This window comes from uncultured Cellulomonas sp. (genome assembly GCF_963527515.1).
Taxonomy (GTDB): Bacteria; Actinomycetota; Actinomycetes; order Actinomycetales; family Cellulomonadaceae; genus Cellulomonas.
In genome coordinates this window covers 1-13,827 of the sequence record NZ_CAURTV010000022.1, presented here as the reverse complement: position 1 = coordinate 13,827, position 13,827 = coordinate 1, and the positions used below count along the sequence as shown (strand labels likewise).

Here is a 13,827-nt window from a genome sequence, read left to right as displayed (position 1 = left end):
CGGGGAAGGAGTCGCATGATGAGCAGCAGCACGCCCGCACCCGCACCCGGGAGCGTCGACGACGACGCCAACGTGGTCCTCGGGTCCCCGGAGATTGGCCGGGCGCTCACGCGCATCGCGCACGAGATCCTGGAACGCAACAAGGGCGGCGCCGACGTCGTCCTGCTCGGCATCCCCACCCGGGGGCTCCCGCTGGCCCGCCGCCTGGCCGAGCGGCTCGTCGCGGTGGAGCCCGGCCTGGACCCGGCCCTGCTGGTGGGCAGCCTCGACGTGACGATGTACCGCGACGACCTCGCGCGCCATCCCACCCGGACGATCGGCGCCACGGACATCCCCGGTGGCGGCCTGGACGGCAAGGTGGTCGTGCTCGTCGACGACGTCCTGTACTCCGGCCGCACCATCCGCGCCGCGCTCGACGCGATCAGCGACCTCGGCCGGCCGCGCGCGGTCCAGCTGGCCGCCCTGGTCGACCGCGGCCACCGCGAGCTGCCCATCCGCGCGGACTTCGTCGGCAAGAACCTGCCCACCTCCACCAGCGAGCGCGTCCGCGTGCTGCTCGAGGAGACCGACGGTCGCGACGCCGTCCTCATCGAGGGAGGGGTGCGATGAGGCACCTGCTGTCCACCGCCGACCTCGACGTGGCCGACGCCGTGCGGATCCTCGACACCGCCGGCTCGATGGCCGCGACGCAGGGCCGCGAGATCAAGAAGCTGCCCACGCTGCGGGGTCGCACGGTGGTCAACCTGTTCTTCGAGGACTCCACCCGCACGCGCATCTCGTTCGAGACCGCAGCCAAGCGACTGTCCGCCGACGTCATCAACTTCTCCGCCAAGGGCTCGAGCGTGTCCAAGGGCGAGTCGCTCAAGGACACCGCCCTGACGCTGCAGGCGATGGGTGCGGACGCCGTCGTGATCCGGCACCACGCGTCCGGCGCGCCGCACACGCTGGCCACCTCGGGCTGGACCACCGGCGCCGTCATCAACGCGGGCGACGGGATGCACCAGCACCCGACGCAGGCGCTGCTCGACGCGTACACGCTGCGCCGGCACCTGTCCGGGCCCGGGGACGTGACCGGCCGCGACCTGGCGGGCCTCCGGGTCGCGATCGTCGGCGACGTCCTGCACAGCCGCGTCGCGCGGTCGAACGTGCAGCTGCTGCACACGCTCGGTGCGGAGGTGGTCCTGGTGGCGCCCCCGACGCTGCTGCCCGTGGGGGTCGGCGCCTGGCCGGCCCGGATGTCGTACCACCTGGACGAGGTGCTCGCGGACGAGAAGCCCGACGCGGTGATGATGCTCCGCGTCCAGCGCGAGCGGATGTCCAGCGCGGGTGGCGGGTTCTTCCCCAGCCCGCTGGAGTACACCCGGCGGTACGGCCTGGACGCCCGGCGCCTGGCGATGCTGCCGGAGCACGCGATCGTCCTGCACCCCGGCCCGATGAACCGCGGCCTGGAGATCTCGGCCGACGCCGCGGACTCCCCGCGTGCGGTCATCGTCGAGCAGGTGGCCAACGGCGTGGCGGTCCGCATGGCCGTCCTGTACCTGCTGCTGGCGGGCGGGGACGCCCGAGCGGCCGCCCCCAGCACCACAGACGAGACGAAGGTGGACGCGTGACCCGGAACTACCTGCTGCGGGACGTCAGCCCGCTCGGCGACGGCACGACCGACGTGCTGCTCGCCGACGGCGTGATCGCGGCGATCGGCGAGGACGCGGAACGTCTGGCCGGTGACGACGCGGTAATCATCAACGGCAGCGGGCTGATCCTGCTGCCGGGCCTGGTGGACCTGCACACGCACCTGCGCGAGCCCGGCCGCGAGGACGCCGAGACCGTCCGCTCCGGCACCCGGGCGGCAGCGATGGGTGGGTTCACGGCGGTGCACGCGATGGCCAACACCACGCCGACGCAGGACACCGCGGGCGTCGTCGAGCAGGTCTGGCGCCTTGGACGCGACGCGGGCTGGGTGGACGTGCGGCCCGTGGGTGCCGTCACCGTGGGGCTCGAGGGGGAGCGGCTCGCGGAGCTGGGTGCCATGGCCGAGTCCGCGGCGCAGGTGCGGGTGTTCTCCGACGACGGGAAGTGCGTGCACGACCCCGTCGTGATGCGCCGGGCGCTGGAGTACGTGAAGGCCTTCGACGGGGTCATCGCCCAGCACGCGCAGGAGCCAAGGCTGACCGACGGTGCCCAGATGCACGAGGGGGTCGTCTCCGCGGAGCTCGGCCTGGCGGGCTGGCCCGCGGTCGCCGAGGAGGCGATCATCGCGCGCGACGTGCTCCTGGCCGAGCACGTGGGCTCGCGGCTGCACGTCTGCCACCTGTCCACCGCCGGCTCGGTCGAGATCATCCGCTGGGCCAAGTCCCGCGGGATCGACGTCACGGCCGAGGTCACGCCGCACCACCTCATGCTCACGGACGAGCTGGCGCGCGGGTACGACCCGGTGTTCAAGGTCAACCCGCCCCTGCGCACGCAGCGGGACGTGGAGGCGGTCCGCGAGGGGTTGGCCGACGGCACCATCGATATCGTCGCCACCGACCACGCGCCGCACACGCGGGAGGACAAGGACTGCGAGTGGGGCGCGGCGGCGTTCGGCATGACCGGCCTGGAGACGGCGCTGTCCGTCGTGCAGGAGACGATGGTCGACACCGGGCGCATGACGTGGGCCGACGTGGCGCGCGTCCTGTCGACCACCCCGGCGCGGATCGGGCGGGTGAGCGACCACGGGCGGCCGATCGCGGTGGGGGAGCCCGCCAACCTCACCCTGGTGGACCCCGGCATCCGCCGGGTGGTGGTGCCCGAGGAGCAGGCGACGCAGTCCGTCAACTCGCCGTTCCGCGGCCGCGAGCTGTCCGGCTGCGTCATCGCGACATGGCTGCGCGGGCGCGCCACCGTGATGGACGGGTCGGCGTGCGACGAGACCGTGGTGGTCCGGTCGTGACCCGGCAGGCCGTCTCGACGGTCGTGCTCGCCCTTGTCGTCGTGCTGGTGCTCTGGGCCATGCGCGCCGGCTGGCGGGCACGCACCCGGCGGTCGTCCGCCCTGGTCCCGGCCCTGCCGGTGGCCCCCGCGGACCTGGGGTCCACCCGCCTCGGCCCCGTGGACGCGGTCTACGTGTCCACCACCCGTGCGGGGGACTGGCTCGACCGGGTCACCGCTCACGACCTCGGGGTGCGCAGCCGCGCGCAGGTCACCGTGCTCGACGCCGGCGTGCGGATCACCCGGGAGGGTGCGGCCGACGTCTTCGTGCCCGCCGCCTCGCTGCGGGGGGCGTCGACCGCGCCCGGCATGGCCGGAAAGGTCGTCGGCGGAGACGGCCTCGTCGTCCTGACCTGGCAGGCCGACCCGGCGGACCCCCGCGGCCTGGACACGGGCCTGCGACCCCAGCACGCCGCCGATCGCGGGCGGCTCATCGAGTCAGTCACGGCTTTGACGACGGGCCGCGCGCCCGCGCAGGAGGAGAACTCATGAGGGACGCAGTGCTCGTGCTCGAGGACGGACGCACCTTCACCGGTCGCCCGTACGGCGCGGAGGGCTCGACGCTGGGCGAGATCGTCTTCAACACCGGGATGACCGGCTACCAGGAGACCCTCACGGACCCGTCGTACCACCGGCAGATCGTCGTGATGACCGCGCCGCACATCGGCAACACCGGCGTGAACGACGAGGACGACGAGTCGTCGAAGATCTGGGTGGCGGGTTACGTCGTGCGTGATCCCGCGCGGCGCGCGTCGAGCTGGCGCTCGGTGCGCACGCTCGACGACGACCTGGTGGCGCAGGGCGTCGTCGGGATCAGCGAGATCGACACCCGCGCCCTGACGCGCCACCTGCGCGAGCGCGGCGTCATGCGCGCGGGGATCTTCTCGGGTGCGGCGCTGCTCGACGAGAAGGGCGAGCGCAGGCCGGACGACGAGCTGCTCGACGACGTCCTGGCCGCTCCCGCGATGGTGGGCGCCGACCTGGCCGGCGAGGTGTCGACCGACGCCGCGTACGTGGTCGAACCGATCGGGAAGCACGTCGCCACCGTCGCGGCCGTCGACCTCGGCATCAAGGCGATGACTCCGCAGCGCCTGGCCGAGCGCGGCGTCCGGGTGCACGTGCTGCCCTCGAGCGCCACCATCGACGAGGTCCTGGCCACGTCGCCGGACGGTGTCTTCTTCTCCAACGGGCCCGGCGACCCCTCGGCCGCGACGCACGAGATCGAGCTGCTGCGGGACGTGCTGGACCGCCGGATCCCGTTCTTCGGCATCTGCTACGGCAACCAGCTGCTGGGCCGGGCGCTCGGGTACGGCACGTACAAGCTGGGATACGGCCACCGCGGCGTGAACCAGCCCGTCATGGACCGCGCGACCGGCAAGGTGGAGATCACCGCGCACAACCACGGGTTCGCAGTCGACGCCCCGCTGGACGGGGAGTCGGTGGCCCCGCACGACGGGGGTCGGTACGGCCGGGTCGTCGTGAGCCACGTCGACCTCAACGACGACGTGGTCGAGGGCCTGCGCGCGCTCGACCTGCCGGCGTTCTCCGTGCAGTACCACCCGGAGGCGGCGGCGGGCCCGCACGATGCCGCATACCTGTTCGACAGGTTCCTCGACCTCATGGCCCCTCCCACGAACAAGCAGAAGGGTGACGCCTGATGCCCCGGCGCACAGACATCAACAGCGTCCTGGTCATCGGCTCCGGCCCGATCGTCATCGGCCAGGCCTGCGAGTTCGACTACTCGGGGACGCAGGCCTGCCGCGTGCTCAAGGCGGAGGGCCTGCGGGTCATCCTGGTCAACTCCAACCCGGCCACGATCATGACCGACCCGGAGTTCGCCGACGCCACCTACGTCGAGCCGATCACCACCGAGATCCTCACCACCATCATCGCCAAGGAGCGCCCGGACGCGATCCTGCCCACGCTGGGCGGCCAGACGGCCCTGAACGCGGCGATCGCGCTGGACGAGGCCGGCGTGCTGGAGAAGTACGACGTCGAGCTCATCGGTGCCAACATCGCGTCCATCCAGAAGGGGGAGGACCGGGAGCAGTTCAAGCAGGTCGTCGAGGTCTGCGGCGCCGAGAGCGCCCGGTCCGTCATCGTGCACTCGATCGACGACGCCCTCGCGGCGGTCGAGGAGCTGGGCTACCCGATGGTGGTCCGCCCCTCGTTCACCATGGGCGGCCTGGGCTCGGGCATCGCGTACGACGAGACCGACCTGCGCCGGATCGCCGGCCAGGGCCTGCACTACTCGCCGACCACCGAGGTGCTCCTGGAGGAGTCCATCCTCGGCTGGAAGGAGTACGAGCTCGAGCTCATGCGCGACAAGAACGACAACGTCGTGGTCGTGTGCTCGATCGAGAACGTCGACCCGGTCGGCGTGCACACGGGCGACTCGGTGACGGTGGCCCCCGCGCTCACCCTCACCGACCGCGAGTACCAGCGCATGCGCGACATCGGCATCGCGGTCATCCGCGAGGTCGGGGTGGACACCGGCGGCTGCAACATCCAGTTCGCCGTCGAGCCGTCCACCGGGCGCATCGTCGTGATCGAGATGAACCCGCGGGTCTCGCGCAGCTCCGCCCTCGCGTCCAAGGCGACCGGGTTCCCCATCGCGAAGATCGCCGCCAAGCTGGCCATCGGCTACACGCTCGACGAGATCCCCAACGACATCACGGGTGGCTCGACGCCTGCGTCCTTCGAGCCCACGCTCGACTACGTCGTGGTCAAGGTCCCGCGCTTCGCGTTCGAGAAGTTCCCCGCGGCCGACGACACGCTCACGACGACCATGAAGTCCGTCGGCGAGGCGATGGCCCTGGGCCGGAACTTCTCCGAGGCGCTCGGCAAGGCCATGCGGTCGCTCGACACGAAGGGTGCGGTCTTCCACTGGGCCGGCGACGCCCTGACCGGCGAGGCCCTGGAGGCCCTGGTCGCGACGATCTCGCGGCCCACCGAGCACCGCCTCGTGGACGTCCAGCAGGTGCTGCGGGCCGGCGTCGCGCTGGAGCGGGTGTACGAGCTCACGGGCATCGACCCCTGGTTCCTCGACCAGGTCCAGCTGATCAACGAGGTGGCGGAGCAGACCCGCACGGCCGACGCCCTGACGCGCGAGGTGCTCCTGCACGCCAAGCGGCACGGTCTGTCGGACGCGCAGATCGCCACGCTGCGCCGCACCTCCGAGGACGCGGTCCGCCGCGGCCGTCACGCGGTCGGCCTGCGGCCGGTGTTCAAGACGGTCGACACCTGCGCCGCCGAGTTCGCCGCCAGCACGCCGTACCACTACTCGTCCTACGACGAGGAGACCGAGGTCGCCCCGCGCACCCGGCCGGCGATCCTCATCCTCGGCTCGGGCCCCAACCGGATCGGCCAGGGCATCGAGTTCGACTACTCCTGCGTGCACGCGGCGCTGGCGCTCAAGGGTGAGTACGAGACCGTCATGGTCAACTGCAACCCCGAGACGGTCTCCACGGACTACGACACCTCGGACCGCCTGTACTTCGAGCCGCTGACGTTCGAGGACGTGCTCGAGGTCTACACCGCCGAGCTCGCCGCCGGTCCCGTCGAGGGCCTCATCGTCACGCTCGGCGGCCAGACGCCGCTCTCCCTGGCCCAGCGTCTGCTGGACGCCGGCCTGCCGATCCTCGGCACGTCGCCGGCCGCGATCGACGCCGCCGAGGACCGCGGGGAGTTCGGCAAGGTGCTCGAGGCCGCGGGGCTGCCCGCGCCGGCCTTCGGCACCGCCACCACGCAGGCGGGGGCCCGCGACACCGCGCGCCGGATCGGCTTCCCCGTCCTGGTGCGGCCGTCCTACGTGCTCGGCGGGCGCGGCATGGAGATCGTCTACAGCGAGCCGCAGCTGGACGAGTACGTCAAGCGTGCGCTCGACAACGCCGCCGACGGGGGGCGCGCGGGCACGCTGCCGCCGCTGCTCATCGACCGCTTCCTCGACGACGCCATCGAGATCGACGTCGACGCGCTGTTCGACGGCACGGAGCTGTTCCTCGGCGGCGTCATGGAGCACATCGAGGAGGCCGGCATCCACTCCGGCGACTCGGCGTGCACCCTCCCGCCAGTCACGCTCTCGACATCCGAGCTCGAGCGCATCCGGCTGTCCACCGAGGCGATCGCGCGGGGCGTCGGTGTGCACGGGCTGCTGAACATCCAGTTCGCGCTGGTCTCCGACGTGCTCTACGTCCTGGAGGCGAACCCGCGGGCGTCGCGCACGGTCCCGTTCGTCTCGAAGGCCACGGGCGTCTCCCTGGCCAAGGCTGCGGCGCTCGTGATGGCCGGCCGCTCGATCGCGGACCTGCGGGCGATGGGCATCCTGCCGGTCGACGACGCCAGCGTGCTCGACCTCGACTCGCCGATCGCGGTCAAGGAGGCGGTGCTGCCGTTCAAGCGGTTCCGCACCAAGGAGGGTCTGGTCGTGGACACCGTGCTCGGCCCGGAGATGCGCTCCACGGGTGAGGTCATGGGCTTCGACGTGGACTTCCCGACCGCGTTCGCCAAGTCGCAGGACGCGGCGTTCGGCGGCCTGCCGACCGGCGGCAAGGCGTTCATCTCGGTGGCCGACCGCGACAAGCGCTCGATCGTCTTCCCGGTCAAGCGCCTCGCGGAGCTGGGCTTCGAGATCCTCGCCACCGAGGGCACCGCGGCCGTCCTGCACCGCAGCGGCATCAGCTCGACGGTCGTGCGCAAGTACTCGGCCGGCCGCGGCGCTGCGGGGGAGCCGACCATCGTCGACCTCATCACCTCCGGCGACGTCGACATCGTGGTGAACACCCCGTCCGGCCAGGGCGCCCGCGCCGACGGCTACGAGATCCGTGCGGCGACCGTCGCGGCCGACAAGGCCATGGTCACCACGGTGCAGCAGCTGGGCGCCGCCGTGCAGGCGATCGAGGCGCGGCAGGCGGGGCCGTTCCGGGTGACCAGCCTGCAGGAGCACGACGCGGCGGCCCTGGTGCGGCGTCAGGCGCGTGCGGCGGCCGGCGCGTGACGCAGCCGTTCGGGGCGCGACTGGCGGCTGCCATGGACGTCCACGGGCCGCTGTGCGTCGGCATCGACCCGCACACGAGCCTGCTGGACGCCTGGGGGCTGCCGGACGACGCCGCCGGGGTCCGCTCGTTCGCCCTGACGGTGCTCGAGGCCGTCGGGGGCCGGGTGGCGGCGGTGAAGCCCCAGGCCGCCTTCTTCGAGCGGCACGGGTCTGCCGGCGTCGCGGTGCTCGAGGAGGTGGTCGCGGCCGGCCGGGACACCGGCACCCTCGTCATCGTCGACGCCAAGCGCGGCGACATCGGCTCGACGATGGGCGCCTACGCCGACGCGTTCCTGCGCGACGGCTCGCCGCTGGCCGGCGACGCGCTGACCGTCTCGCCGTACCTCGGGTTCGGGTCGCTGGACCCCGCCGTGGACCTGGCGCTGTCGTCGGGCCGGGGGCTCTTCGTCCTGTGCCTCACCTCCAACGCGGAGGGCCGCGAGGTGCAGCACGCACGGACCGATGACGGCGTGACGGTGGCCGCGTCCGTCGCGGCGCGTGCCGCCGTGCTCAACGCCGACGCCCACCCGCTGGGGTCGATCGGTCTGGTCGTCGGGGCGACGGTCGGTGACGCCGCTGCGCGTGCGGGCGTCGACCTCGCCCGCGTCAACGGTCCCCTCCTGGCTCCCGGGGTGGGCGCACAGGGCGCCGGGCCGCGCGAGCTGGCGCAGGTCTTCGGCTCCGCCCGCCGCCAGGTGCTGGCCTCGTCGTCCCGTGGTGTGCTCGCCGCGGGGCCGTCCGTGCCGGCGCTGCGGGCGGCTGCGCGGCGGGCGTCCGACGAGGCGGCCGCTGCGCTGTCCTGACCGGGGAAGGGCGGCGTCGGTGCAGGTCGTGGGCGGTTGGACGCGCGTTCGCATTGCCGATGGGGATGCCGCTCGCTAGTTTCGTAGACACGATCCCGCGCACTCGACGTGGGTCGCCGGCCCACTGACGAGAAGGTGACGCGCGTGGCACTCCCTCCGCTGACTCCCGAACAACGAGCGGCAGCGCTCCAGAAGGCCGCCGCTGCCCGGCAGGCCCGCGCCGAGGTCAAGAACCGCCTCAAGTACTCGCAGGGAACGCTCTCCGAGGTGATCACGCAGGGCCAGCAGGACGAGACGATCGGCAAGCTCAAGGTCCTCGCCCTGCTGGAGTCGCTCCCTGGCGTCGGCAAGGTCAAGGCTCGTGCGATCATCTCCGAGATCGGAATCTCCGAGACCCGCCGCGTGCGGGGCCTCGGACCGCACCAGGTGAAGGCTCTCGTCGACCGCTTCGGGTGAACATCTCGAGGTCGAGGCGACCCCGCCGCGCAGCTCGAGGAGTACCGCACCACCCATGACGACGACGCCTGCCCGGCTGACCGTGCTCGCCGGACCGACTGCCGTCGGCAAGGGGACGGTGTCCGCCGACGTCCGCGCCCGCTACCCGCGGGTGTGGCTCTCCGTCTCCGCGACCACCCGTTCACCGCGCCCGGGCGAGGTGGACGGCGTCCACTACCTGTTCGTGTCGGGTGACGAGTTCGACCGGATGGTCGCGCGCGGCGACCTGCTCGAGTGGGCCGTCGTGCACGGCCGCAACCGCTACGGCACGCCGCGCCGTCCGGTGGAGGAGAGGCTGGCCGCCGGGGAGCCGGCGTTGCTGGAGATCGACCTGCAGGGGGCACGTCAGGTGCGGGAGTCGATGCCCGACGCGCACTTCGTGTTCCTCGCCCCGCCGTCGTTCGCCGAGCTCGAGCGGCGGCTCGTCGGCCGGGGGACCGAGGACGCCGAGGAGCGGGAGCGGCGGCTGGAGACCGCCCGCGTCGAGCTCGCGGCGGAGTCGGAGTTCGACCAGGTCATCGTCAACGACGACGTGCACCGGGCCACCGACGAGCTGGTCCGCGGGATGGGGATCCCGACCGGGTAGGATGGGGCCAGAGCATGTCACTGCCCAACCCACCTCGTACCTCTGGGAGATCACCATGTCCGGCACCGTCGCAGCCCCCGTCGGGATCACCGACCCGCCGATCGACCGCCTGCTCGAGCGCGCCGACTCCAAGTACGCGCTCGTCCTGTTCTCGGCCAAGCGCGCGCGCCAGATCAACGCGTACTACTCCCAGCTGAACGAGGGCCTGCTCGAGTACGTCGGCCCCCTGGTGGACACCCGCCCGCAGGAGAAGCCGCTCTCGATCGCCATGCGGGAGATCGACGCCGGCCTGCTCACGTCCGAGGCCACCGAGGGCTGACCTGCCCGCCATGCGCATCGTCCTCGGCGTCGCAGGCGGGATCGCCGCCTACAAGGCCGTCCTGCTCCTGCGCCTGCTGCGCGAGGACGGCCACTCCGTCCGCGTCGTGCCCACGCGCGCGGCGCTGGAGTTCGTCGGGCGCGCCACCTGGGAGGCCCTGTCCGGGCAGCCGGTGACCACCGACGTCTTCGAGGACGTCGACCAGGTGGCCCACGTCGCCGTCGGCAAGCAGGCCGAGCTCGTCATCGTCGCCCCGGCGACCGCGGACCTGCTGGCCCGGGCCGCGACGGGACAGGCCGACGACCTGCTCACCGCGACCCTGCTGGTTGCTCGGTGCCCCGTGCTGCTGGCCCCCGCGATGCACACCGAGATGTGGGAGCACCCCGCCACGGTCGCCAACGTGCAGACGTTGCGGTCCCGCGGCGTGCACGTCCTGGAGCCCGCCGCCGGGCGCCTCACCGGCTCGGACACCGGCCCAGGACGCCTGCCGGAGCCCGAGGAGATCGCGGCGTCCGCCCTCGCGCTGGTCACCGACCGGCCGCAGGACCTCGCCGGTAGGCACGTCGTCGTGTCCGCCGGGGGAACCCGAGAGCCGCTGGACCCCGTCCGCTTCCTGGGGAACCGCTCGTCGGGTCGGCAGGGCGTCGCCCTGGCTCGCACGGCCGCAGCCCGCGGCGCCCGGGTCACGCTCGTCGCCGCGAACATCGACGTGCCCGTCCCTCCGGGCGTCGACACGGTCCGTGCGGAGACCGGTGCCGAGCTGCGCGACGCCGTCCGAGCCGCAGCCAAGGACGCCGACGTCGTCGTCATGGCCGCCGCGGTGGCCGACTTCCGGCCGCGCACCAGCGCGGAGACCAAGATCAAGAAGCAGCCGGGCGGTGCGCCGACCGTCCTCGAGCTGGTCGAGACGGTCGACATCCTGGCCGAGCTCTCCACCGACACGGTACGCGCCGGGCAGCTCGTCGTCGGCTTCGCGGCGGAGACCGGTGACGAGTCCGGCAGCGTCCTGGAGCACGGCCGCGCCAAGGCGTTGCGCAAGGGCGCGGACCTGCTGGTCGTCAACGCGGTCGGGGGCGGTCGGGGATTCGGGGCCGACGTCAACGAGGTCACCATCGTCGACGGCGCCGGGACGGTGGTCGCCTCCGCGACCGGGACGAAGGACGCCGTCGCGGACGCCGTCTGGGACGCGGTCGTCGCACGCGCCTGAGACCGCGCCCGCGTCCGGGGGCGCGGCCATTACGCTGTCCGCCATGACCGAGCCCGACATGCGCCTGTTCACGTCCGAGTCCGTGACCGAGGGGCACCCGGACAAGATCTGTGACCAGATCTCCGACGCGATCCTCGACGCGATGCTGGAGCAGGACCCGCAGGCTCGTGTCGCGGTCGAGACGATGGTGACGACCGGCCTGGTCCACGTGGCCGGCGAGGTCACCACCAGCGCGTACGTCGAGATCCCGCAGATCGTCCGCGAGGTGGTCCGGGGGATCGGCTACACCTCGTCGTCGATCGGGTTCGACGGCGACTCGTGCGGTATCTCCGTGTCCATCGGGCAGCAGTCGCCGGACATCGCCGCGGGTGTCGACAAGGCGCTCGAGGTCCGCGAGGACAGCTCCGACCTCGACCCGCTGGACGCCCAGGGCGCCGGCGACCAGGGCCTCATGTTCGGCTATGCCAGCGACGACACCCCGACGCTCCTGCCGCTGCCCATCTGGCTCGCGCACCGGCTCGCCGAGCGCCTGACCCTGGTGCGCAAGGAGGGGATCGTCCCCGGGCTGCGTCCCGACGGGAAGACCCAGGTCACCATCGGCTACGACGGGGACCGCGCCGTCCGCCTGGACACGGTCGTCCTGTCCACCCAGCACGACCCGGACGTGCAGCTGGAGACCGCGCTCCGACCGGCGATCGCCGAGCACGTGGTGGCCCCGGTGCTGGCTCAGCTCGACCTGGACGCCACCGACTACCGTCTCCTGGTCAACCCCACCGGCACGTTCGTCGTCGGCGGACCGCAGGGGGACGCCGGGCTGACCGGACGCAAGATCATCGTCGACACGTACGGCGGGATCGCCCGGCACGGTGGCGGGGCGTTCTCCGGCAAGGACCCGTCGAAGGTGGACCGGTCCGCGGCCTACGCCATGCGCTGGGTGGCCAAGAACGTCGTCGCCGCCGGGCTGGCTCGCCGGTGCGAGGTCCAGGTCGCGTACGCGATCGGCAAGGCCAACCCCGTGGGCCTCTACGTCGAGACGTTCGGGACGGAGACCGTGCCCGTCGCGCGGCTCACCGCGGCCATCCGCGAGGTGTTCGACCTGCGTCCGGCCGCGATCGTGCGGGACCTCGACCTGCTGCGCCCCATCTACCGCAAGACGGCTGCGTACGGGCACTTCGGCCGCGAGCTCCCCGAGTTCACCTGGGAGCGCACCGACCGCGTGGCGGACCTCCAGTCCGCGGTGGGCTGACGCCCGCCGGATCCCCGGCCGGTCGTGCACGGGTGCGCAGGAGCACGTGGACGTGACCGCGGACGGCGAGCAGCTCGTGCTCGACGGCCTGCCGCAGCCCCAGCGGCGCGTCCGGGCGTCCGCCGGTGCCGTGCCGCCGGCTGAGCACCTGCCGGTCGCCCGCGTGTGTGTGGACCTGACACCTGCGCACCTGGACCGGGTGTTCGAGTACCTCGTGCCCGCCACCCTGGCCGACACCGCCGTCCCGGGTGCCCGCGTGAAGGTGCGGTTCGGCGCGCAGGGCGACGTCAACGGCTACGTGCTGGAGCGCGTCGAGGAGGCGGAGCACGAGGGCGCGCTGCTGGCCGTGCGCAAGGTCGTCTCCGCCGAGCCCGTGCTCGCGCCGCAGGTCGCCCGCCTCGCCCGGGCCGTGGCCGACCGGTGGGCCGGGACCCTGAACGACGTGCTGCGCCTGGCCGTCCCGGCGCGGCACGCGCGCGTCGAGGCGGAGGTGCCGGCCCCAGCGCCGGCCGCGTCGTCGCCGTCGGTGTCCGCGAGCGCCTGGGTGCCCTACCGCGGTGGCGCAGCGTTCCTCCAGCACGTCACCGCGGGTGGGGCGCCCCGGGCTGTCTGGTCGGCACTTCCAGGCCCCGCGGGCGAGCGGTGGCCCGACGCGATCGCGCAGGCGGTCTCGGCCTGCCTCCTGGGCGGCCGGGGCGCGCTCGTGGTGGTTCCCGACGCGCGGGACATCGACCGGGTGCTCGCCGCGCTCGAGAGCGCCGGGGTGCCGCGATGGGTCCCGGGGGCGACAGGTGGCGCGGTGCGGCTCGCCGCCGACGACGGTCCCGCCGTGCGGTACCGGGCGTTCCTGGCGGCCCTGCGCGGTCAGGCGTCGGTGGTCGTCGGCACGCGGGCCTCGGCGTTCGCCCCGGTGACCGACCTGGGCCTGGCGGTCGTGTGGGACGACGGTGACCCGCTGCACGCCGAGCCGCGCGCCCCGTACCCGCACGTGCGGGAGGTGCTCGCCCTGCGGTCGGAGCTCGAGGGGTGCGCGCTGCTCGTGGCCGCCCACGGGCGCAGCGTCGAGGCGCAAGCGCTCGTGGAGTCCGGCTGGGCCCGCGAGGTAGCGGCCGACCGCGCGGTGACGAGGGCGCGTGCGGCACGGGTGCTGGCGCTGACCTCGGTGGAGC

General features: G+C 73.1%; 12 protein-coding genes and 1 pseudogene. All 13 read left to right on the top strand.

Annotated elements, in window-relative coordinates; genetic code table 11:
- Positions 1-18 precede the first annotated feature (18 nt).
- Entirely contained in the window at positions 19-609 is a 591-nt protein-coding gene (gene pyrR / locus RYN42_RS08055; RefSeq protein WP_315095246.1) for a bifunctional pyr operon transcriptional regulator/uracil phosphoribosyltransferase PyrR, read from the top strand.
- Positions 606-1,610 (top strand): aspartate carbamoyltransferase catalytic subunit, encoded by a 1,005-nt coding sequence (locus RYN42_RS08050; RefSeq protein WP_315095245.1) that lies wholly within the window; start codon positions 606-608, stop codon positions 1,608-1,610. The genes pyrR and RYN42_RS08050 overlap by 4 nt, the downstream gene beginning before the upstream one ends.
- Positions 1,607-2,929 (top strand): dihydroorotase, encoded by a 1,323-nt coding sequence (locus RYN42_RS08045; RefSeq protein WP_315095244.1) that lies wholly within the window; start codon positions 1,607-1,609, stop codon positions 2,927-2,929. Before RYN42_RS08050 ends, RYN42_RS08045 begins: the two co-directional genes overlap by 4 nt.
- Positions 2,926-3,459: a hypothetical protein gene (locus RYN42_RS08040; protein WP_315095243.1), complete on the top strand. Its 534-nt coding sequence runs from the start codon at positions 2,926-2,928 to the stop codon at positions 3,457-3,459. The genes RYN42_RS08045 and RYN42_RS08040 overlap by 4 nt, the downstream gene beginning before the upstream one ends.
- A complete protein-coding gene (carA, locus tag RYN42_RS08035) occupies positions 3,456-4,625 on the top strand; it encodes a glutamine-hydrolyzing carbamoyl-phosphate synthase small subunit (protein ID WP_315095242.1) in 1,170 nt (389 codons plus the stop codon). The genes RYN42_RS08040 and carA overlap by 4 nt, the downstream gene beginning before the upstream one ends.
- Positions 4,625-7,963, top strand: a complete 3,339-nt coding sequence (gene carB / locus RYN42_RS08030) for a carbamoyl-phosphate synthase large subunit (protein ID WP_315095241.1) — start codon at positions 4,625-4,627, stop codon at positions 7,961-7,963. The genes carA and carB overlap by 1 nt, the downstream gene beginning before the upstream one ends.
- On the top strand, positions 7,960-8,805 hold the full coding sequence (gene pyrF, locus RYN42_RS08025) for an orotidine-5'-phosphate decarboxylase (protein WP_315095240.1): 846 nt from the start codon (positions 7,960-7,962) through the stop codon (positions 8,803-8,805). The genes carB and pyrF overlap by 4 nt, the downstream gene beginning before the upstream one ends.
- A gap of 144 nt (positions 8,806-8,949) precedes the next feature.
- The gene (mihF, locus tag RYN42_RS08020; protein ID WP_208213389.1) at positions 8,950-9,261 is read left to right on the top strand and encodes an integration host factor, actinobacterial type; all 312 of its coding nucleotides are present in this window, start codon (positions 8,950-8,952) and stop codon (positions 9,259-9,261) included.
- Between the two features lie 55 nt (positions 9,262-9,316).
- Positions 9,317-9,886, top strand: a complete 570-nt coding sequence (gmk, locus tag RYN42_RS08015) for a guanylate kinase (RefSeq protein ID WP_315095239.1) — start codon at positions 9,317-9,319, stop codon at positions 9,884-9,886.
- Between the two features lie 55 nt (positions 9,887-9,941).
- Positions 9,942-10,205, top strand: a complete 264-nt coding sequence (rpoZ, locus tag RYN42_RS08010; protein WP_175347634.1) for a DNA-directed RNA polymerase subunit omega — start codon at positions 9,942-9,944, stop codon at positions 10,203-10,205.
- Positions 10,206-10,215: 10 nt separating this feature from the next.
- Entirely contained in the window at positions 10,216-11,412 is a 1,197-nt protein-coding gene (gene coaBC, locus RYN42_RS08005; protein ID WP_315095236.1) for a bifunctional phosphopantothenoylcysteine decarboxylase/phosphopantothenate--cysteine ligase CoaBC, read from the top strand.
- 43 nt (positions 11,413-11,455) lie between these two features.
- Complete coding sequence (gene metK / locus RYN42_RS08000) at positions 11,456-12,658, top strand: methionine adenosyltransferase (protein WP_315095234.1); 1,203 nt, start codon at positions 11,456-11,458, stop codon at positions 12,656-12,658.
- Positions 12,659-12,710: 52 nt separating this feature from the next.
- Positions 12,711-13,827: pseudogene (locus RYN42_RS07995) on the top strand (primosomal protein N'); the annotation flags it as partial.

What these genes read in the sequence shown, in the direction of transcription:
- pyrR (WP_315095246.1), top strand. Translation starts at nt 19, where the DNA reads ATGAGCAGCAGCACGCCCGCACCCGCACCCGGGAGCGTCGACGACGAC.
- RYN42_RS08050 (WP_315095245.1), top strand. Translation starts at nt 606, where the DNA reads ATGAGGCACCTGCTGTCCACCGCCGACCTCGACGTGGCCGACGCCGTG.
- carA (WP_315095242.1), top strand. Translation starts at nt 3,456, where the DNA reads ATGAGGGACGCAGTGCTCGTGCTCGAGGACGGACGCACCTTCACCGGT.
- carB (WP_315095241.1), top strand. Translation starts at nt 4,625, where the DNA reads ATGCCCCGGCGCACAGACATCAACAGCGTCCTGGTCATCGGCTCCGGC.
- gmk (WP_315095239.1), top strand. Translation starts at nt 9,317, where the DNA reads ATGACGACGACGCCTGCCCGGCTGACCGTGCTCGCCGGACCGACTGCC.
- rpoZ (WP_175347634.1), top strand. Translation starts at nt 9,942, where the DNA reads ATGTCCGGCACCGTCGCAGCCCCCGTCGGGATCACCGACCCGCCGATC.
- coaBC (WP_315095236.1), top strand. Translation starts at nt 10,216, where the DNA reads ATGCGCATCGTCCTCGGCGTCGCAGGCGGGATCGCCGCCTACAAGGCC.
- metK (WP_315095234.1), top strand. Translation starts at nt 11,456, where the DNA reads ATGACCGAGCCCGACATGCGCCTGTTCACGTCCGAGTCCGTGACCGAG.